The following is a 21833-nucleotide window of genomic DNA, read 5'->3' on the forward strand; positions in this document are numbered from 1 at the left end:
AGTCCCGTCCGCTCCGCCAAACAGATTAGCCCTTGTCATATGACAAGGGCTTTTTTGTGCCTTCAATTTAACCTACTGAATATACAATATTTATTGCCACTCTTAATACTAGCTCTTCAATGTTAATCAAATTCGATAAAATGCTATCAAACTGTCAATTACTGCTTGCTCTATAATCACATTTAGTATTTTATTAAAGGTATTAGCGTCAACATTTGATGGCATAAGTATTTAGTGTCTTTATAAGGAAATAACATGGTAGAACACATCACAGGCATGCTTGCGTTAATTGGCGTCTTGTCTCTATTGTGTCAATGGTTAGGTTGGAAGTTTCGTTTACCCGCTATTTTACCGCTACTTCTTTGTGGGTTATTACTTGGCCCAGGTCTAGATATATTAAATCCAGATGCCATTTTTGGTGATTTACTTTTCCCTATCATTTCGTTAGGTGTGGCGGTCATTTTATTTGAAGGCGCACTGACGCTCAATTTTAAAGAAATAAAAGATCACGGCAGAATGGTGACCAATTTAGTGACTTTTGGCGCTTTTATTACATGGGCTTGTATTGCACCAGCAGCACATTGGTTATTAGGTTTTGAGTGGCCTATGGCTATGTTGTTTGGCGCATTAGTTGTTGTTACGGGCCCAACAGTGATTGTTCCCATGCTGCGCACCGTACGTCCCAAATCAAACCTTGCCAGCATATTACGTTGGGAAGGTATCGTTATTGATCCTATTGGGGCGATTCTCGCTGTTCTGGTTTATGAGTATATTGCAGTCGCCGCTGCAGCAGATCCTACGACGCATGTTTTGTCAGCTTTAGGAATGACACTTTTACTTGGTTTTGGCATGGGCGCCATTGCGGGCTACCTCATCGGTATTGCGCTAAGAACCAATGTATTTCCCCATTATCTAAAAAATACCGCCGTATTAACCATCATGCTGGGTATGTTTGTTGGATCGAATTTGCTTCAAGAAGAATCGGGGTTATTGACGGTGACGGTCATGGGGATATGGCTTGCCAATATGCGTGGCGTCGACATTGCCGATATTTTAGAGTTTAAAGAAACGCTTACTGTACTGTTGATTTCGGCACTATTTATTTTACTCGCCGCGCGATTAAATTCGACAGCGATGTTGGATCTAGGATGGGGAGGCGTCGGTGTATTATTGGTCGTTTTATTTATTGCTCGTCCGCTGAGTATTTGGATTTCAGGAATTGGGACAAGTTTATCTCGAGCTGATAAATGGTTCTTAAGTTGGGTAGCACCAAGAGGTATTGTGGCAGCTGCCATATCATCACTCTTTGCCATTAAATTGGAGGCCATTGGCGTTAACGGAGCAAGTTCAATCGTACCGTTAGTGTTCTTGATCATTATAGGCACTGTGGTTATTCAAAGTCTTACTGCGAGCCCTTGGGCTAAGTTTTTGGGGGTTAAGGCTGACTCATCTCAGGGATTGCTATTATTTGGCGCATCTAAGTTCTCTCGAGAACTAGCAAAAGTTCTGACTGATAAAAATGTTAAAGTGGTATTGGCTGATAATAACTGGGACAACATTCGCCAAGCAAGAATGGCAAATATTCCGGTGTACTTTGGTAACCCTGCATCAGAACATGCTGAAAACTTTATGGATTTAAGTGGTATCGGCAGAGTGCTAATTCTATCGCCTTATCGACAATTAAACCCATTGGTAAGCTTTCATTTTCAGGATTTATTTGGCGTTAAAAAAGTATACGGCCTAAATAACGCCGAAGGTGGTAGCGCAAGGCACCAATTGTCAGAATCGTATTTAAAACGATTATGTTTATTTGGGGAGTCAGTCTCATATGCTCGCATTGCGAGCTATATGTCAAAAGGCGCAGTAATTAAAGTGACCAACATTACTGAAAACTTCTCCTTGACTCATTTTAGGGAGCGTTACGGTGAAACCGCAATGCCACTGATATATTTAACCAAAGAGCAAAAAGTTAAAATTGTCACAGGTGAAGACACTGACTTACCCGTTGGAATTGAGTTAATTAGCCTGTTGCCACAAGAAGCGCAGGAGCAAGCGATTATTCAACGTAATATAGCCGAAGCAGAAGAACAAGCCAATAAAGCTGCTCAAAAGACCCTTGACTCACAAGAGCAAACAGCAGTGCTTAACAATGAAGAAGCACCAACTGAGCAAACGTTAACTGCAGTTGATTCAGAAGGTGATGCAGAAGCTGACACTACAGTGAATAATGCAATTAATGAAAAGGACGAAACAAAGCAATAGTTTTGTAGATTAAACGTCATTATTACCAACAAAAAAAGCTTCGTCGAAACGAAGCTTTTTTATTGAGGTTTTCACTCGATATCTTAGTGTTATTGCTCAGCTAATACCGAAAGGACCACTTCATGGTGGTTTTTAGTTTTGAACTTGTCGAATACATGGGCAACTTTGCCATCTTGGCCAATCAAGAAGCTTAAACGATGGATACCGTCGTAAATTTTACCCATAAATTTCTTTTCACCCCATACACCAAATGCATCGGCAACAGCGTGGTCTTCATCGCTAAGTAGTGAGAAGTTTAATTCTTGCTTATCATTAAATTTAAGCAGCTTGGCCACGGGGTCTGGACTTAAACCGAAAACCGTAACATTGTGATTAGCTAACTCAGCTTTACTGTCACGTAAGCCTTGTGCCTGTACTGTGCAACCTGGTGTTGATGCTTTTGGGTAAAAATAAACTAATACTGGCCCATTTTTTAATGCATCACTTAACGATACGGTTTCATCAAACTGATTTTGTAAGCTAAATTGCGGTGCTGAATCACCAACGGTTAGGGTATTCATTAATAGTCCTTATTTTGATTACTTATTTTTCACTTGCTTGCATGTGATTGATTGAACAATCTAACGAAAGTTCTGCTGCGAGTTCATGGATACTGTTTTCAAGCTTAACCAGATCAACTTTTTCAGGCACATTGATGGTGAATAAAATTGTCTGAGTGAGATTATCGTCATCAGCGTGAGAACGAACTGCGGCTAAATCCAGTGAGCGGTCGGCAAGAAACTCGGTAATACGCTTCATGGTACCGCGCTGATCTTGCCCATTTACACTAACTTCAATTCGTGAAATGAAATTCTTAGGGGTGTGCTTAGAGGTACGCTTCATTACCATCAATAATTCAAGCTCAACACTTAAACCAGGTAATAGAGTTTCTATCTTAGTGATGGCAGCCCACGAGCCAGAAATCATCATGATTAAGGTGAATTCGTTTCCGAATAAAGCCATGCGGCTATCAACGATGTCACATTCACATTCACTGGCTAAACGGGATAGACGACTGACTAAACCTGGGCGATCAGCACCCATAGCAGTAACGACCAGATAGTTGGTCATGGATTTTCCTCACTTTTTCGATATCATAGAGCGTAAACTAGCGAGCTAACGCAAAGTTTTTTTGCGGGTTGTAATGCTACCATAACTAAAAGAAAACCACATAAGTATGTGTGTATTTGCCTTTAATCTGTTTGAATTATGACTAGTTTAGTGAATATATTTTAATAACTGTTGATTTATAAGGAAATAAAGTTTATTTCTTCTGTAAACAACGTTGATATTTACGTAAATTATTAGCCTATTTTTGGCGAATAGTGAAACGTTTTAGATAAATGCATTTAAGAGCCCCGTTAATGCTTGTCATTAGTAGTAGGCATAAGTAACATAGCGAATCCTGAAACCTTGGGGAATTTAGATGATAAACGGAAGCATCGTTGCCTTAATCACACCAATGAATAGTGATGGCACAGTAGATTACGCGAGTCTTGAAAGGCTGGTAGAGTTTCATATTGACCAAGGCACAGATGCGATTGTCGCCGTTGGGACAACAGGTGAGTCAGCGACTTTACCGATGAAAGAACATGCACAAGTTGTAGCGCAAACGGTTAAGTTTGCTGCAGGACGCATTCCTGTTATTGGCGGAAATGGCGCCAATGCCACTGCCGAAGCTATTGAGCTGACTCAATCTATGGCCGATTCAGGCATCGTAGGCATGTTAGGCGTGACCCCATATTACAATAAGCCAACGCCAAAAGGGCTTATTGCACATTATAAAGCCGTTGCAGCTTGCACAGATATTCCTCAGATTTTATATAATGTACCTGGCAGAACTTCTGTTGATATGTTACCTGAAACCGTCGCTGAATTAGTCTCAGTACCTAATATTATCGGTGTTAAAGAAGCCACTGGCGATTTAACCCGTGTCGCTAAATTGCGTGAATTATGTGGTAATGATTTTAAGCTTTACAGTGGCGATGATGCTACGGCTAGAGATTTCTTATTACTTGGTGGTGATGGGGTCATTTCCGTTGCCAACAATATCGTTCCAAAATCCTTTAAGGCTATGTGCGAAGCTGCACTGGCTGGCGATTTAGCGTTATCAGAAAGTATAAACCAGCCAATGAAAGGTTTATATGAACACTTGTTCTGTGAAGCAAACCCAATTCCTGTGAAATGGGCCGCTCATCAAATGGGTTTAATTAGCCATGGACATATTCGTTTACCTTTAACTGAACTTTCTGAGCAGTTTCATGGTCTGTTGTTAGAAGCGATGAAGCAAGCCCAGATAGAGGTAAACCAATAAATGTTGAAGCAAGTCACCCCAATTCTCGTTATAGCAGCACTATCTGCATGTAGCACTCCGACAGATCGACGTATTGCAAATGGCAATGATGACTTTGTTAATGCCAAAGCTGCGCCGTTATTAATCATACCTGAAGGGCTTAAAACACCAACTTATGGTAAAGAGTATGATATTCCTGAGCCAGGTAGTGAAGTTAATAAAGAACTGGTTGGTAAGCGTTTAGATATTCGTCCTCCATTACTTGTATTGCCGATGTCTGAAGGCACACGTGTGGAAGAGGGCAGCGATAATATTAAAGTTATCGTTGAATCTATCGCAACAACTAAAGACTTAAAACAAGAAGTGTTTGAAAACTTAAAAGGCTTCTTAAATAAGTACGAAGTGCCAATTGAAAAAGAAGATTACGAAGAAGGCGTTATAGAAACAGGCTGGATTGAAAACCGTGAGGTGATTGATTCAAGTTGGTTTGGTGAAGATAAAGTTTACTTATTACGCCAACGCTACCGTTACGATGTAGATGTTAGTCCTCATGGCCGTTCAGGTAGTATGAGCATAGATCTTATCGAACATGAAGAATCTTACGACGGTGAAGATCAAGAAGTATTCTTAAGTGGTGAAGATAAACGTCGCTACACAATAGATATGCTGAATAACTCTATTGCTTACATGAGTATTACTCGTGATAAGCAAATTAAAGCTGACCGTATCGAGCAGAGTCTAGGTATTACTTTAGATTTAGTGGCAGAAACTGAAGATAAAGGTGCTTATTGGATTGCTGAAGCGGATTACAGTAAAACTTGGGACCGTCTACGTATAGTTTTACCAGAGCTTGGTTTTGATATAGTCGATATGAATAATGCTGAAGGCTTATTTTATATCGTGCTTGAAGAAAGCGGAGGATTCTGGAGCTCATTATGGGGTGATGAAAAGTTACCTTTAGAGCGCGGTAATTACCGTGTTGAGCTAGAGCCTACAGAAGATAAACAGCAAACGAAGATTTTTGCTAAAAATGCAGTAGGTGATCCATTATCAAATGAAGTCATCACTGAAGTATACCGAGTACTTAGCGATGCCATGGAAGCTGACCGTAAGGTGAGATAATCACCCATTATTGTTTGTTTTGCTTCACTGACATACATACTTACAAAGAGACACATTTATGTGTCTCTTTTTTTTTATGCTAGAAATGCCAATTGAGTTGGCGAAAACGCTAGGTTTACATGACAGGTTAGGATAATTCACCAAAAGTGAACTTAGATTCAGGTTATTTCGTACTGAAGTTGAATGTTAATTAAATGTGTAATTTGTAAGTAAAGGTAAAACGCCTTGATACCGAGTTACCGCTAGGTAAACTAACGTTTGCCACAAAACTGATACTCGCTAACATCAAACCTCTTTCGATAGAGGGATGAACGGAATAACGATGAAAAAAACAATTATATTACTCGTAGCATTAGCTCTGGCTTGGTTTGGTTATCAATCAACCTTGGCTCCTGAAAAATCTAATCAACGTGTCAAACCTATCCCAAATGTCGTTGTGGCTAAAGTTGCCATGCTTCCTGTCCGTGACGAAGTTGAAGCGATTGGAACAAACAAAGCGTTTGAGTCGATAACCATTACCCCGAAAGTCACTGAGCAGGTCGCGAGCATTAATTTTAATGATGGTGATATTGTTTCTAAAGGTGATTTGTTAGTACAACTAAGAAATCGTGAGCAAGTTGCAAAAGTAAGAGCTGCTGAAGTCAAAGTTACTGATAACCTTCGTGAACTTGACCGTATTAGAAGCCTAGTAACCAGTAAAACGGTTGCTGAGCTTGAAAGAGACAGACTTCAAACATTAATTGACACCACCAGAGCGGAACTTGAACAAGCTAAAGCGGCACTAGAAGACAGAGCCATTCATGCCCCATTTTCTGGGCGCCTTGGTTTAAAGCAAGTGAGCGTAGGTAGTTTAGTTTCTCCCGGCACACAAATAACCACGTTAGATGATGTCAGTAAAATTAAACTCGACTTTTCTGTACCAGAGCGATTTATTCAAGAATTACAGTTAGGCAAGAGTGTTGAAGCAAAAGCGATTGCGTTTCCTGATCGTATTTTCAAAGGCGAAGTCACATCGATAGATAGCCGAGTTAATCCATCAACCCGTGCTGTTATTGTTCGTGCGATTATAGATAACGCAGATTCTGCTTTGTTACCGGGTATGTTGATGAAGGTGAAACTAATCAAGCAAAACCGTGAAACCTTACTATTACCTGAGTCAGCCATTATTCCCATTCAATCAAAGCATTATGTATACATAGTGAATGATGAAAATATTGTTGAACGTAAACAAGTTTCTCTAGGTATTAGAAATCGTGGCTGGGTAGAAATCATTGATGGACTTGTGATTGATGAGCCGGTGATTATTCGCGGCCTATTAAAGGTGAGACCTGGCGATGAGGTAAAAACAGAAGCAGCTGAAGCATTTAACTTTGCTAAGGTCGCCGGAGCGGAGAACGCCGCATGATATTAACTGATATTTCAGTAAAAAGACCGGTATTAGCATCTGTAATTAGTATTTTGATTATCATTTTGGGTTTAGTGTCTTTTGAAAAGCTACCCTTACGAGAATATCCCAATATTGACCCGCCAGTTGTGTCTATTGATACCCGTTATCGTGGTGCGAGTGCCACGGTAGTTGAGAGTCGTATTACCCAACTTATTGAAGATAGGATTAGTGGGGTCGAAGGGATTAAGCATGTTAGCTCAACAAGCCGTGACGGTCGCTCTTCAGTGACGTTAGAGTTCGATGTTGGTCGAGATATTGAAGCTGCAGCTAACGATGTACGTGATCGAATCTCTGGATTGTTAGACAATTTACCTGAAGAAGCCGATCCGCCAGAGGTTGAGAAAGCTAACGGTGGTGATGAAGTGATCATGTGGCTAAACCTTGTCTCTGATCAAATGACAACGTTGCAGCTCACCGATTACGCACGTCGTTATTTAGTTGATCGCTTTTCAGTCGTAGACGGTGTCGCCAATATTCGTTTAGGTGGCGGTAAAGTGTATGCCATGCGAATTTGGATTGATCGCCAAGCATTGGCATCTCGAAACTTGACGGTAGCGGATGTTGAATCCGCGCTTCGCTCAGAAAACGTTGAATTGCCTGCTGGTTCTATTGAATCAAAAGAGCGTCACTTTACAGTGCGAGTTGATAGAAGTTTTAGAACCGAACAGGACTTTGCCAATTTAGTGATTACCCAAGGTGACGATGGTTACTTAGTTAAGTTGGGTGATGTCGCCAAGGTTGCAATCGGCTCTGAAGAAGAGCGTATTATGTTCCGTGGTAACACTGAATCAATGATTGGACTCGGTGTATCTAAGCAGTCAACATCTAACACGTTAGAAGTGGCGCGTGCGGCTAATGCACTAGTTGATGTGATTAATCCAACTCTACCTGCTGGAATGGAAATTAAACGCTCATACGATAGCTCAGTGTTTATCGAAGCTTCAATTAAAGAGGTTTATCAGACACTCTTTATTGCTATGATCTTAGTCATTATCGTGATCTATCTGTTCTTGGGTAGCGTGCGGGCGATGTTAATTCCAGCGCTAACCGTGCCTGTATCGCTCATGGGAACATTTATTGTTCTTTATAGCCTTGGCTACACAATTAATCTGTTAACGCTGTTAGCGATGATCCTTGCGATTGGTATGGTGGTTGATGATGCAATCGTGATGCTTGAAAACATTCACCGCCGTATTGAACTTGGCGACTCACCGTTGAAGGCGGCTTACCTTGGTGGTCGAGAAGTTGCGTTTGCCGTTGTTGCCACTACTCTTGTTTTGATTGCGGTATTTATGCCGATAAGCTTTTTGGACGGTGATTTAGGCAAACTATTTAAAGAGTTTGCTGTGACTATGAGCGCAGCGGTCATATTCTCGAGCTTAGTGGCATTAACCTTAAGCCCAATGATGTGCTCTAAATTATTAAAGCCTGCTGGTGAGAGCTCATGGTTAGTCAAAAAAGTTGATGCCTTAATGGATTATCTGTCATCAATTTATCAGTCAAACCTTAATTCCGCGATTAAGCAGCCGTATTTAATCGGTCTGATTGTGGTCGTTGCCTTTGCTGTCAGTGGTTATTTGCTTAATAAAATTCCACAAGAATTTGCACCAAGTGAAGATAGGGGCTCAATGTTCCTAGTCGTTAACGGCCCTCAAGGTGCAAGCTTTGAGTATATTGAAAAATACATGGATGAAATTGAAGGTAGGTTAATGCCTTTAGTTGAGTCTGGTGATATTAAGCGTCTGTTAATTCGTGCACCAAGGGGCTTTGGAACCGCGGCTGACTTTTCTAACGGCATGGCGATTATTGTTTTAGAAGATTGGTCTGTTAGACGACCTGCGAATGAAATTATTGTCGATATCCGTAGTCGAATTTCTGATTTAGCTGGGGTGAGAGCATTCCCGATCATGAGACAAGCGTTTGGGCGTGGTGTCGGTAAACCTGTGCAATTTGTATTAGGTGGCCCAAGTTACGAAGAGCTTGCACTTTGGCGAGATATGTTATTAGAAAAAGCCTCTGAAAATCAGATGCTCGTTGGACTTGACCATGATTATAAAGAAACCAAACCGCAGTTAAGAGTGGCGATAGATAAAGATCGTGCTGCAGATTTAGGCGTGTCTATTTCACATATTGGTCGTACTTTAGAGTCAATGCTAGGGTCACGTTTGGTGACAACCTTTATGCGTGACGGTGAAGAGTATGATGTCATTATTGAAGGTAATCGCGACAATCAAAATACAGCCTCTGATCTTGAAAATATCTATGTTCGCTCGGATAGAACCAGTGAGTTAGTGCCGTTATCTAACCTAGTTAAGGTCGAAGAATATGCTGATGCAAGTTCGTTAAATCGATATAACCGAATGCGAGCAATCACCATTGAAGCGAATTTAGCGGATGGTTACAGTTTAGGCGAAGCGTTAGATTACTTGAACGATATTGCCCATACTTATCTGCCAGCTGAAGCTGTCATAAGCTACAAAGGACAATCGTTAGATTATCAAAGTTCTGGTAATTCTATGTACTTTGTATTTGTTTTAGCACTCGGTATTGTGTTCCTTGTATTAGCGGCGCAATTTGAAAGCTATGTGCATCCAATGGTGATTATGTTAACTGTGCCATTAGCTACTTTAGGGGCGTTAATCGGTTTATGGTTTACAGGTCAAAGCATCAATATCTACAGTCAGATTGGTATTATTATGCTGGTGGGACTGGCAGCTAAAAATGGTATTTTGATTGTTGAGTTTGCTAACCAATTGCGAGATAAAGGGATTGCTTTTGATGAAGCGATTGTTCAAGCCTCGGCGCAGCGTCTAAGACCTATTTTAATGACGGGTATTACCACAGCTGCAGGCGCAATTCCTTTGGTGTTATCAAGTGGTGCAGGAGCTGAAACTCGTTTTGTGATTGGTGTTGTTGTGCTTTCAGGCATTCTATTAGCAACTTTTTTCACCTTATTGGTGATACCTGTTGCTTATAGTATTTTTGCTCGAAACAGTAGCTCACCTGAAGCAATCGCTAAACTGTTAGATGAAGAATTAAAAAATTAATTAGCCATTTAGCTTTCGGTTTGTTCGGTAAAAGCCAGTTATATAAAACTGGCTTTTTTATTGCTAATTCATAAAGCTAAAAGAAAAGTTACTCGATGATTGTCGGAAAGATTGGCAACGGAGAAGTGATGATATGAAAAAAACAGATAAGAAAATAGAAAAACAAATTATTCAAACACTGACAGAAGTTTGCGATAGGTTACTTGAGCAATATCCAGGTTTTGAATGGCTAACTCATACGGTTAATTTCAATGCATTTCCGACATCATTAAAAGTCGTCTGTATTTTTGAAAATGATGCTCAACTGACGGATTTAGTGTTAAACAAGGAAGATGTTTATATCCAGAATTTGATTATCCATCAATTACAGCAGCAGGGCATTAAGCTGCAAACCAAACAAATTGTGTTTGATAGCGAAACACGTTGTGAGGCGCAGCATAATGGCAATTGGGCAAAGCGATTGAAGTAATTTACTTTGCTTAAATTCAGTTCGCAATAATTAACCTTTTGATTAGGTAATTAACATTAATCTGCCTTTCTAATAAACTGAGTCATGTTGTAGCCATACTCACCATTGCTCACCATGTCACTTGGGCCATAATGGCGCATCAAGACATTGAATTTACCAGTGGTATTTCCTTCTAATACTGGAATATTATTTGGCTGGCCTTTACAACCAAAACGCAAGGTGTAAGTTCCATCTTTATTTTGCTTTGGGTTCATTTCACTTGATATATTGGCTACGTCATTAAACATATATCCGTCACCGTTATAAACAGTCGCTGACCAAAAGTATTTTGCTTCTGGATTGACGAATGTGGTTTCATAACATCCATTAGCGTCAAAATAGGGGCTGGTTTGATAAATGTTATCCATGACCATTGCGCCGCCCCAGCCACCTGCGACTCCAACATAGTTCATGTATGGAGTTTGACCGCTTTCAACATTACTAAAAGCACCAGCTTGGTAATAACCATCACTGAAATCAGCATTCCCTTCTTTTTCAGTTTTTTGGAAAGATGGTTTATCCCAGTTTTTTGTTTTGAATGGCTTTGGTTTCGGCGCCTCTACCACAATATTGTCACGTAATTCACTATCAAGAGTACGGACTATGACGAATGCATGATCTGTCTTAGCGGTTATTAAGTGTCTGCCAGGCCCATATATCATTCGTTGTGTTTCATGGTTTTCATCGACGATTTGTATGGTGACATATTTATCCGTTTTCGGGATGGTGATATAAACCTTCCTGCTAGATAAATCGAAAACAGAAGTTGAATAAGCTGTATCTCTGTTCATTCTGACAACGAATTGCTGTGTCGGATCACTACTTGGAACTGGCATCTTTAAGAACGTGTTTAAGCCACCCGCTTTTTCAATTATCGCAGCAAACCTAAGGTTGGTGTAAGCCTGAGGGAAGTTATCTTGATTGACGATGATAGGGTCAGCGCTCACGCTAGTTGAGGTTAATAGCGCAATAGCAGCAAGTTTGGATACAATTTTCATAGTTCTTCCTTGAGAGTAAGTGATCTGTTTATAATCTAAGCTAACTCATTGGCGCAGTTATAACAAATGACAATTAAGCTAGTGCTAATTGGCTGACGACAAGGGAAATTTGTTTATTTGTAATAGAGTTAATTTAACAGGTGCTGTGAAAGTGCTGCGTCTTTGGGCAGGAAGCTTAATGTTAAGACCATATTTTATCAGGACTAAAAATAATGAATACGACGATTGAATACACTGCATTCGGGTGCAGAATGAATGACTCTATGCACGTTAGAGGGGCATTTTTAGGTATAAAAAAGGGAAAGCAGATGCTTTCCCTTTGGCTTTAATAGACTAAAACAAATTAACTAGCATTACGCTGCTTGTATTTGATTAGCTACGGCAGCAGTTTTTGCTTCAAGTTCTTCTGGGTCGAAATCATCCACATTGATGGTTTTCAAACGCCCAACTTCAGCTCTTTCGAGTAAGGCTACTTCAGCATCGCTTAACACGCCTAGTGCTTTACCTTCTGCGGCAACCTTGTCTAACCACATAAATGGTAGACGTTTGCCAGCTGCTTTACATACCTTGTCATACACTGGCTCAGAAGCCAGAATATCAAGTAAGGTTTGTTCTTGAATGCCCACAACGTTGTGCTCTGAAGGAGTCCAGAATTGGCCTTGACCTAAACGGTCACGACTCGCACATGGCGTTTGCATGATCTTAGAAACTTTATGATCAAGCACATCGCTAGGACGTTTTAATGGGCGACCGAATGGGAAGATAACAGTACGAAGTGCAATGCCAAGACCCATAGGGAAATTATCTAATAAATCATCAAGTGAGCTTTGTAGTTTATACAGTGAATCTTCTACAGCCCATTGAACTAAAGGTAAGTCTTCAGTTAAACGTCCTTCGTCTTCATAACGTTTCAAAGTTGCAGATGCGAGATATAGTTCACTTAACAAATCACCTAATCGAGCAGAAATACGCTCTTTACGTTTCAGGTTACCGCCTAAGGTTGCCATCGCTAAATCAGATAGCAAAGCTAGGTTGGCACTAAAGCGGTTCATATGTTGATAATAACGTTTTGTTTTATCGCTATAAGGTGATTTAGATAGTCGACTTGACGTTAACCCCATCCAAAAGCTTCTAACAAAGTTAGACATAGCAAACCCAATATGACCGAAAATGGCATTATCAAAGTTACTTAATCCTTTTCCTGAAGTGGTATCAAAAGCAGATTCCATTTCAGCTAATACATATGGATGACAACGGATTGCACCTTGACCATAAATGATCATTGAGCGGGTTAAAATGTTTGCACCTTCAACGGTAATGGCAATTGGTGCAGCTTGGTAACCACGGCCTAAATAATTATTGGGGCCGAGACAAACACCTTTACCACCATGAATATCCATAGCGTCAATAACGCACTTTTGCATTCTGTCGGTTAAATGGTATTTAACAATGGCTGAAATAACCGAAGGTTTCTCACCTAAACCAATACCAACAGTCGTTAATGAACTCACAGCATCCATCAGATAAGCGTTACCACCAATGCGTGCCATTGGTTCTTCAATACCTTCAAGCTTACCAATCGGTAATTTAAACTGACGACGAATACGTGCATATGCACCAGTTGCTAACGCAGCAGTTTTAACACCACCTGCAGAATTAGATGGTAGGGTAATACCACGACCTACAGATAGACACTCAACTAGCATGCGCCAGCCTTGACCGGCCATTTCTGGACCACCAATAATAAAACTAAGTGGTACAAATACTTCATTACCGCGTGTTGGACCATTTTGGAACATACAGTTTAGTGGGAAGTGACGACGACCCGTTTCAACGCCTGGAATATCTGTCGGGATTAACGCACAGGTAATACCTAGATCTTCAGTATCACCTAATAGTCCATCTGGATCTCGAAGTTTAAATGCTAAACCCAGAACAGTGGCAACAGGGGCTAGGGTAATGTAGCGTTTGTTCCATGTAAGCTTCATGCCTAACACTTCTTCGCCTTCAAACTCACCTTTACATACAATACCAAAATCAGGAATTGCACCCGCATCACTACCAGCTTCAGGGCTTGTTAATGCAAAACAAGGTACTTCCAGTCCTTTAGCGAGACGAGGTAAGTAATGATCTTGTTGTTCAGGGGTGCCATAGTGCTGTAATAGCTCACCAGGACCTAATGAATTCGGCACGCCGACAGTTGACGCAAGTTCACTGCTCAGACCGGCTAATTTTTGTAATACACGTGATTGTGCGTACGCAGAAAACTCAAGACCACCGTATTTTTTCTTAATGATCATGGCAAAGAAGCCTTCATCTTTAAGGTATTGCCATACATCTTGTGGTAAATCAGCAAGTTCGTGTGAAACTTGATGTTGATTAACCATTTTACAAACGGTCTCAACTGGCCCATTGAGGAAGGCTTGCTCTTCTGCGGTTAACCGTCCTTTAGGGTAGTTATGAAGCTTGTTCCAGTTTGGGTTACCCGCAAACAGATCAGCTTCCCACCAAGTTGTTCCGGCTTCGATGGCTTCTTTTTCAGTAGAAGACATTTCAGGCATGATGCCTTGATAAACTTTAAGTAGTGGACGAGAGATAAAGTTTTGACGAAAAGATTTTATATTCAGTGGTAATGCGAGGGCTAAAAATACTATCCATGTTACACCACCAACAATATCTAATACGCTGCCAATGAACATGACAGCAGCTGCAGCGATTGTTGCCGTTAATAACGACACCCGCATATAAGTTGCGGCGCCAAGAACTGCGATCATGGCGATGATCCAGGTAAGGGTAGTCAAAGTCTTTCTCCTTAAAGCCCTCAAAAAATTGAGCACTTACAAATTAATGATCCTATTCACAGAACTGAACGTGGTCAGACCTGTATCACATAAAATTAAACCTTACTGACCACGATTACAAGTTTTTTCAAACAATTGTTTAAAATATTTTAAGCAATAAATATCCACAAAAAGTTTTTCACTAGGTACAATAGTCATTAGGTAATTTTTTGACTTTTAAAACATTTTTAAGGCGTGTTTCATGTGTGAATTACTAGCGATGAGCGCTAATGTTCCAACTGATATTGTGTTTAGTTTCACAGGTTTAGCTGAAAGAGGTGGGGTGACTGGCCCACATGTTGATGGCTGGGGAATTACTTTTTATGAAGGTAAGGGCAGTCGAACTTTTAAAGATGCTTGCCCAAGTAGCGAGTCGCATATTGCGAAGTTAATTAAATCATACCCTATTAAAAGTGAAATAGTTGTAAGCCATATTCGTCAAGCAAATCGTGGATGTGTTTCTTTAGAAAATACCCATCCTTTTACACGTGAATTATGGGGAAAGTATTGGACTTATGCTCATAATGGTCAGCTTTCAGACTATCAAGATAAGTTTGTTGTTGAACGTTTTCAACCTGTTGGGGATACCGACAGTGAATTAGCTTTTTGTTGGATTATGGAACAGGTGTTAGCTGAATTTGGCCATAAGCAACCAGAAGACATGAAAAAGGTCTTTAGTTTCATTTCTGGGCTTGCTGATGAGATCCGTGCCTTAGGTGTATTTAACATGATTTTAAGTGATGGGGTTGATTTGATGACCTATTGCAGCAACAACTTATGTTATATCACTCGTCGAGCACCATTTGGTAAAGCTACTTTGATTGATACAGACGTCGTAATCGATTTTGATAAAGAAACCACACCGAATGATGTTGTTACTGTTATTGCGACAAGACCACTGACCAATAACGAGCAATGGCATATATTATCGCCAGGCGAATGGAAGTTGTTTAGACAAGGTGAACTACAAGTCTGTTAACAATACTTATGGTTTTATACTGAACCCAAAATAGTCTGCTATATAGGGCGAATGATTTAACAGAGATTGTTTAACAAGAATTGTTTCTAAGAGGCTGTTTTAAGAAATAGCTTTTAAGAGAAAGATTTTAAGAGATAGTTGCTTCAGTGAATATTACTGACGAAAAGCAATTATCTCTTAAGTCAGCATATCCTTATTCCTTAGAATGTACCGTTGGGGCTTCCATTTTTTGTGATTCAAAAAAATGGTAATTGTCTAATTGGATATCCAGTTGTTTACTGCCTTTAGAAAAATGGCTTAATCGAACAGGTAAATAATTTAAATCAGGTGCCATCCAAAAAAACGTTTGTCGCTTTTTACTGTTACGAACCACTTCAATTTTAACCGTTTGATAAGTACCACTATCAATAATGACTTGCTCTTTACCCACAATTTTAAATTCGTAGTCATCAAACTCTTTTTCTTTGACCATATCGTAATGTAATGTTTTAGGGTTTGAGTACATATCCATTCTAAATTGCAGTTGTGCGGTTAATGGATCAAGCACATTTTCTGCGTATTCAAGTTTTTCTCTCTCTTCTTTATATATTGTATGAATGACACCTTGTGACGCTGCAAATGCAGTTTGCTCACTGTAGTCGCTGCCAGTACCCGAGCGTTCACTCATATAGCGAATTGGTTTTATTTTTCCCTCTACTAACTGAAATTCACTTTTAATATTGCGTACATCGGAGAGCATTAACAAACTGACATCACTATCAAAACGATATTCATAATAGCCGTCACTACTTGCTGGTAATTGATAGCGTGCTTTACCTAATTCAATACTGCCATAATAGACTTTGTATTCCGCATTGTGTGGAGTCAATGGCTTCAAAAAGTCTTGATGTAAACTTGTTTCAGCAGGCTCTGCAGCGATTACGGGGCTTGAAAAAGTCATCATACCTGTGAGTATTACTGAACATATCTTAATCAAAATTAGACCTATACATGATGTTAAAAAGGTAAGGACAAAACCAAGGTTGCCATGTCTGGTTTCCACTCAAATTTCGACAATGAAATCTTGCCTTTGTTCACTTCTATTCCTTCTGATCTTAGTCGTTCTTGTTGATTTTGGAAATGAAGGGTATTGAGTTTAAATGAAATTTTGCCTTGACTATTGATGACACGGTGCCAAGGAAGATTAAGATGCTCAGGTGCTTCTTTTAACGCTTTAGATACATATCGGGCACGACCTGGAAGTCCTGCGAGATCGGCCACTTTACCATAGGCTAACACATTACCAGATGGGATCATGTTAACGATAAACCAAATTCGTTGTTTCGGGGATAGTGTGGTCATAACTATGTTCTAGAGCAGTAAAAACAACAGCATAAATCATTCAATTCGTTATAGGAAACCCTGAGATGATTATATTTTTAATACGAAGTAAATGATAATTAAATGACAGTTAAGTAAATACACAAGAAATGCGATAGCGCACCAGCAAGGACAAAGAGATGCCAAATAGCGTGATTGTAAGGAATACGTTTATTTACGTAAAATACCACGCCAACGCTATAAAATGCACCACCTGCAAGGAGCAAATTGAAACCTAAATCTGACATACCTTTTATCAAATCACTCATTACGGTGACACACAACCAGCCCATGATGAGATATAGAATGACTGAAAACGCTTTAAATTTTCCTATAAACAGGGTTTTAAAAATGATGCCCCCTAGCGCTAATAGCCAAATGGATGCTAAAACAATATTGGCTTGTTCACCATCGAGACTAATGAGCATTAAAGGTGTGTATGTACCTGCAATCAAGGTATAAATTGCACAATGGTCCGCCATTTTGAATCGTTTTCGCCAAATTGGACTGGTACTAGAGTGATATAAGGTTGATGCAAGAAACAGCAATACAATACTTAAACCATATATCGCAACACCAAGTAATTCCAAAGTCGTTAACTGCCCATATCCCTTTATTAACATTGCGGAAAATGCTGCGATACCTGCAACAACACCAAGCCCATGAGTGAGACTATTAGCCATTTCTTCAGTAGCACAATAGTCAGCCTGATGACTGCTTGTTTGATTTAATTGTTGTTGCGCTCTTAACTCAATTGACATTGTTGCATACGACCTAGATAAGCGAATAGGAAATTAGAGTAACAGCTTAAATCTGAAAAAACCACCATTTTGGCTTACACGTGTAAGCTTATTTATGGTGTTTATTTTCAGTAGCTTAGATAATTATAAGTAGAAATAGTCGGAAATTCGGATAAGAATTGAACTAAATTTAATCTTTAGTATCTGAGGTTAACTGAGTATGTTAAATGATTTATATAGGTTATTTTATGATTGAATTCATAGGGCTAATATTTCATTAAGCCGTATTCATGCTGCCAGTATATAGAGTAAGTGACCTGCTAAATGTTAACCATCATAATGCGATAGGAAGCGCTAATGAAACAACCTCGAGACAACTCTGTTGAATCTAAAGCACATGTTGATAAAGCTTTTAAAGTAGAGTCTCGTAGTGAAGAGGTTGTGCCAATTGAGTTTAATCAATATGAATTGGCAGTTATCTCGAATAAAGCTGACCCTATTAAGTCGTCTTTGACTCTTGCTCAAGATGAGAACGCGATTGTCACCCCTGTATTACCCCCTGTTATTTCATCTCAACATGAACGTCATAATAAAGCTGTTAATCCAATAAATCATTGGAAAATGGCTCTGATGATCATTGGAATTTCAGCCGTTCACATAGTAGGTTTTTGGTTATTAATGCAAGTCGCAGACAAAACGGTTGATGCATTTGTCGAGGTTGTTGAGTCACAGGAAAATGTGGCAGAAACTCCAAGTAAAAAAGAAATTAACGCCTACTTTATGACGGCAGAGCAGCTAGCCGCAATACAGGCATCTTTGCAGCAAGAAGATGAAACGCCAAAACAAAATACTCAAGATGTTGCCACAGAACTACCAGCGATTGATGAGGCATCAGATAAGCAGCGAGAACATAAAGCTGAAGAAGCATCGATAAAAGAAAATGATTTGCAAAAATCAGCACCTGAGCTAGATGAGAATGCTGCAACTGCCAGTCAAGAAAGAACAATGGCGCCTGAACCAGAAAAAGCACCTGTTGTTGAAGTGACAATGCAACAGATTCAATCACAACAGGACTCTGAACTCAAAGCGGTGGTTAAATTAAGTGATACCGTTAAAGCGAAACCTTCACTGTTACAACAATTTGAGTCAGAACAAGCGTTTAATTGGAATAACGTTGAAAGTATGTACTTGCAAGATATTGAGCAAGTGAATAGCGATAATCATCTTTTTGACAGTGATTTGTTTTCGTCCGAATCAGGGGCAATAGGTATTGGTAGTAATGACAAGCTCGCCATTATTAATCAAGCGAGCCATGACATGTTAAAAAACTTGAATCAGCAATCGCTGGATTTATTAATCGGTAATCAAGCACGCAATGCAACATCAAAAAGTGGTGCAAGTGTGAGTGAAATGACACCGGAGATGGAAGATATTGAACTCATTATTATTGAAGATACTCGTCAAGCAACAACATTTGATCACCGTTTAGATCCGAATCGAATTATGCGTCAAGGTGATACCTGCTATCGTGTTGTTAAACTGCCTACGCAAATAAATCCTCATGCTGAAGGGTTAGGTTATGCAGAGCCCTGTGATAGTGCCAAAATGAAGAAAGCCATTTCAAAGTCAATTGAGAAAAGGTTAGCTAAAATTCGACTTCCCTAAATGATTTATTCGTTTGTTGGAGATTTATTTAAGTTATTTGCTGTCATTAATATTCATTCAACTTATATTTAAATAAGTTAATTTGAAATATATTCAATAGTTTCAGGGTTTTGTATTAACGTAATTTTCGAACATAAGGCAAATTAACTTTATATAAATTCACTTGTAATTTGTTATTTAAGCTGAGTATACTGCTGACATCTTGTCGGAGTGCCTTATGGCTGAGACCGTTTATTCGGGATCCGTTGAACCTGATCAGGTTAAAACCTGCGAAGGAAACAAGCAGTTAATTTGCTCGTTTTTTTGCTTAGCGTGTAAATGATTCGCTTCAAAATAAAGCCGTTTATGCTTTGTTTCTAGCAAATTATTTCTAATGTAAAAGCATAGAAAGTTTACGCTCAAGGAGCATTTTTGAGTAAACTTCATCAGCAAATTACAGAGTTTTTATAACTCGCTCGTCATCAACATCATTCTCCAGACAAGCAACTCTATTTAATTAATTTTGAGGTTGCTAATGTCAAATCGTCGTCAAACCCGTGAACAAGCCCAAGCGTTTATTGATACGCTAAAACCACTACAACATCCTAACTCTGAAAAAATTTATCTGACAGGCTCTCGAGATGATTTGCGAGTCGGCATGCGCCAAATTCATCAAACGGACACCATTATTGGTGGCAATGACGAGAATCCGGTTACAGAGTCAAACCCACCAATAAAAGTTTATGATTGCGCGGGGGCTTATTCAGATCCTGAAGCCAAAATTAATGTCCGTCTAGGTTTAAACAAATTTAGACAAGCATGGATTGAAGAGCGTGAAGATACTGAGCAGCTTAAAGGGGTTAGTTCTAATTTTACTCAGCAAAGATTAGCTGACGATGGGTTAGATCATTTACGTTTCGAGGCTTTAGTGTCTCCTAAACGCGCCAAAACGGGCAAGTGTGTTACACAGATGCATTATGCTCGACAGGGGATTATTACTCCTGAAATGGAATACATCGCGATTCGTGAAAACATGGCTCGGGAGCAGGTTACCTATAAGATCTTAACTCAAAAAGCTCAAGGAGAAGCCTTTGGGGCAAGTATAGGTCAGCCAATAACTGCTGAATTTGTTCGTTCAGAAGTGGCTCGTGGTAGAGCAATTATCCCGCTTAACATCAATCACCCTGAAGCTGAGCCAATGATCATTGGCCGAAATTTTTTGGTTAAAGTGAATGCTAATATTGGCAACTCAGCGGTGACCTCGTCTATTGAAGAAGAAGTAGAAAAACTTGTCTGGTCAACTCGATGGGGCGCCGATACGGTGATGGATTTATCCACTGGTCGTTATATTCATGAAACCCGTGAATGGATCATCCGTAATTCGCCTGTGCCGATTGGAACTGTACCCATTTATCAAGCGCTTGAAAAAGTTAATGGCGTTGCTGAAGATTTAACATGGGAAGTGTTTAGAGATACTTTGATTGAGCAAGCTGAGCAAGGGGTTGATTACTTTACGATTCATGCTGGGGTATTGCTTCGCTATGTGCCAATGACTGCAAAACGACTTACTGGCATTGTTTCTCGTGGTGGTTCGATCATGGCGAAGTGGTGTTTAAGCCATCATAAAGAAAGTTTTTTATACGAGCATTTTAGAGAAATTTGTGAGATTTGTGCCGCATATGACGTGTCACTGTCACTAGGTGATGGCATGCGCCCAGGCAGTATTGCTGATGCCAATGATGAAGCGCAATTTGCAGAATTAGAAACGTTAGGCGAATTGGTTAAAGTGGCATGGGAGTATGATGTTCAAACCATTATCGAAGGTCCTGGGCATGTACCAATGCAGCTCATCAAAGTGAATATGGAAAAACAATTGGCTCACTGTGACGAAGCGCCGTTTTATACTTTAGGCCCTCAAACTACAGATATAGCTCCCGGATATGATCACTTTACGTCAGGTATTGGTGCTGCGCAAATGGCCTGGTATGGCGTTGCAATGCTGTGTTATGTCACGCCTAAAGAGCATTTAGGTCTGCCAAATAAAGAAGACGTTAAACAAGGGTTAATCGCTTATAAAATTGCGGCTCATGCAGCGGATGTTGCCAAGGGGCACCCTGGCGCACAAATTCGTGATAATGCCTTATCTAAAGCCCGTTTTGAGTTTCGTTGGGAAGATCAATATAACCTAGGTTTAGACCCTGATACAGCAAGAGCGTATCACGATGAATCATTGCCACAAGAATCCGCTAAAGTCGCGCACTTTTGCTCAATGTGTGGCCCTAAATTCTGCTCGATGAAAATCACGCAAGAAGTACGAGATTACGCTGCTAAACAAGAACGTGAAGCAGGTAATAACGTGGTTTCTCAAACCATTTCTGTGGTAGATGCAACTGCATTTAGTGCTTCTCAGGTTAATGATCCTCAGCATATTGAAGCGGCAATGGCACAAAAGTCGGCTGAATTTAAAGCCACAGGCTCAGAAATCTATCAACCACTCAATAAGACGAGCGATAAGCTTGAAATGGAATTGGAATCTGAGTCTGTTGAGGGGTGAT

Annotated in this window: 16 protein-coding genes and 1 riboswitch; of the genes, 9 read left to right on the plus strand and 7 right to left on the minus strand. The window is 39.9% G+C overall.

Going from position 1 to position 21833, the window contains the following annotated elements:
* The first annotated feature begins 255 nt into the window (after positions 1-255).
* Complete coding sequence (locus AB4128_RS19330; protein ID WP_372038664.1) at positions 256-2262, plus strand: cation:proton antiporter; 2007 nt, start codon at positions 256-258, stop codon at positions 2260-2262.
* Between the two features lie 89 nt (positions 2263-2351).
* On the opposite strand, the gene bcp is transcribed toward AB4128_RS19330, so the two are convergent.
* Both bcp and AB4128_RS19340 read right to left on the minus strand, forming a co-directional pair.
* Positions 2352-2822 carry a thioredoxin-dependent thiol peroxidase gene (gene bcp / locus AB4128_RS19335; protein ID WP_055025875.1) on the minus strand — a complete coding sequence of 157 codons (471 nt, stop codon included), beginning with the start codon at positions 2820-2822 and terminating at the stop codon, positions 2352-2354.
* Between the two features lie 22 nt (positions 2823-2844).
* Positions 2845-3372: a glycine cleavage system protein R gene (locus AB4128_RS19340; RefSeq protein ID WP_055025876.1), complete on the minus strand. Its 528-nt coding sequence runs from the start codon at positions 3370-3372 to the stop codon at positions 2845-2847.
* A gap of 355 nt (positions 3373-3727) precedes the next feature.
* Here AB4128_RS19340 and dapA point away from each other — a divergent pair, with 355 nt between their 5' ends.
* The 5 genes from dapA (at position 3728) to AB4128_RS19365 (ending at position 10679) form a co-directional block, all read left to right on the plus strand.
* Positions 3728-4615 (plus strand): 4-hydroxy-tetrahydrodipicolinate synthase, encoded by an 888-nt coding sequence (dapA, locus tag AB4128_RS19345; protein ID WP_119968259.1) that lies wholly within the window; start codon positions 3728-3730, stop codon positions 4613-4615.
* Positions 4616-5716: an outer membrane protein assembly factor BamC gene (bamC, locus tag AB4128_RS19350; RefSeq protein ID WP_055025878.1), complete on the plus strand. Its 1101-nt coding sequence runs from the start codon at positions 4616-4618 to the stop codon at positions 5714-5716.
* A gap of 322 nt (positions 5717-6038) precedes the next feature.
* Entirely contained in the window at positions 6039-7121 is a 1083-nt protein-coding gene (locus AB4128_RS19355; RefSeq protein ID WP_119968258.1) for an efflux RND transporter periplasmic adaptor subunit, read from the plus strand.
* The gene (locus AB4128_RS19360) at positions 7118-10210 is read left to right on the plus strand and encodes an efflux RND transporter permease subunit (RefSeq protein ID WP_055025880.1); all 3093 of its coding nucleotides are present in this window, start codon (positions 7118-7120) and stop codon (positions 10208-10210) included. Before AB4128_RS19355 ends, AB4128_RS19360 begins: the two co-directional genes overlap by 4 nt.
* Positions 10211-10343: 133 nt before the next feature.
* Positions 10344-10679, plus strand: coding sequence for a Fis family transcriptional regulator (locus AB4128_RS19365; protein ID WP_372038666.1), 336 nt, complete (start codon positions 10344-10346; stop codon positions 10677-10679).
* A 56-nt stretch (positions 10680-10735) separates the two neighbouring features.
* On the opposite strand, the gene AB4128_RS19370 is transcribed toward AB4128_RS19365, so the two are convergent.
* Entirely contained in the window at positions 10736-11716 is a 981-nt protein-coding gene (locus AB4128_RS19370) for a DUF1254 domain-containing protein (RefSeq protein ID WP_080915573.1), read from the minus strand.
* 353 nt (positions 11717-12069) lie between these two features.
* Positions 12070-14517, minus strand: a complete 2448-nt coding sequence (gene fadE, locus AB4128_RS19375; protein ID WP_372038667.1) for an acyl-CoA dehydrogenase FadE — start codon at positions 14515-14517, stop codon at positions 12070-12072.
* 241 nt (positions 14518-14758) lie between these two features.
* Here fadE and AB4128_RS19380 point away from each other — a divergent pair, with 241 nt between their 5' ends.
* Entirely contained in the window at positions 14759-15535 is a 777-nt protein-coding gene (locus AB4128_RS19380; RefSeq protein ID WP_055025884.1) for a class II glutamine amidotransferase, read from the plus strand.
* Between the two features lie 193 nt (positions 15536-15728).
* On the opposite strand, the gene AB4128_RS19385 is transcribed toward AB4128_RS19380, so the two are convergent.
* The 3 genes from AB4128_RS19385 to AB4128_RS19395 all read right to left on the minus strand — a co-directional run bounded on the left by AB4128_RS19385 (position 15729) and on the right by AB4128_RS19395 (position 17655).
* Positions 15729-16511 (minus strand): DUF3108 domain-containing protein, encoded by a 783-nt coding sequence (locus AB4128_RS19385; protein WP_372038668.1) that lies wholly within the window; start codon positions 16509-16511, stop codon positions 15729-15731.
* Between the two features lie 20 nt (positions 16512-16531).
* The gene (locus AB4128_RS19390) at positions 16532-16876 is read right to left on the minus strand and encodes an MGMT family protein (protein ID WP_055025886.1); all 345 of its coding nucleotides are present in this window, start codon (positions 16874-16876) and stop codon (positions 16532-16534) included.
* A gap of 98 nt (positions 16877-16974) precedes the next feature.
* Positions 16975-17655, minus strand: coding sequence for a hemolysin III family protein (locus AB4128_RS19395; protein ID WP_372038669.1), 681 nt, complete (start codon positions 17653-17655; stop codon positions 16975-16977).
* Positions 17656-17991: 336 nt separating this feature from the next.
* Between AB4128_RS19395 and AB4128_RS19400 the strand changes: the two genes are divergently transcribed.
* Together AB4128_RS19400 and thiC are read left to right on the plus strand one after the other, a co-directional pair.
* Positions 17992-19299: a hypothetical protein gene (locus AB4128_RS19400; RefSeq protein WP_372038670.1), complete on the plus strand. Its 1308-nt coding sequence runs from the start codon at positions 17992-17994 to the stop codon at positions 19297-19299.
* Positions 19300-19495: 196 nt separating this feature from the next.
* Positions 19496-19594, plus strand: a riboswitch (TPP riboswitch).
* Between the two features lie 219 nt (positions 19595-19813).
* Positions 19814-21832 carry a phosphomethylpyrimidine synthase ThiC gene (thiC, locus tag AB4128_RS19405; RefSeq protein ID WP_372038671.1) on the plus strand — a complete coding sequence of 673 codons (2019 nt, stop codon included), beginning with the start codon at positions 19814-19816 and terminating at the stop codon, positions 21830-21832.
* The last annotated feature ends 1 nt before the right edge of the window (position 21833 follow it).

This window comes from Shewanella sp. 10N.286.52.A9 (genome assembly GCF_041468985.1).
Taxonomy (GTDB): Bacteria; Pseudomonadota; Gammaproteobacteria; order Enterobacterales; family Shewanellaceae; genus Shewanella; species Shewanella japonica.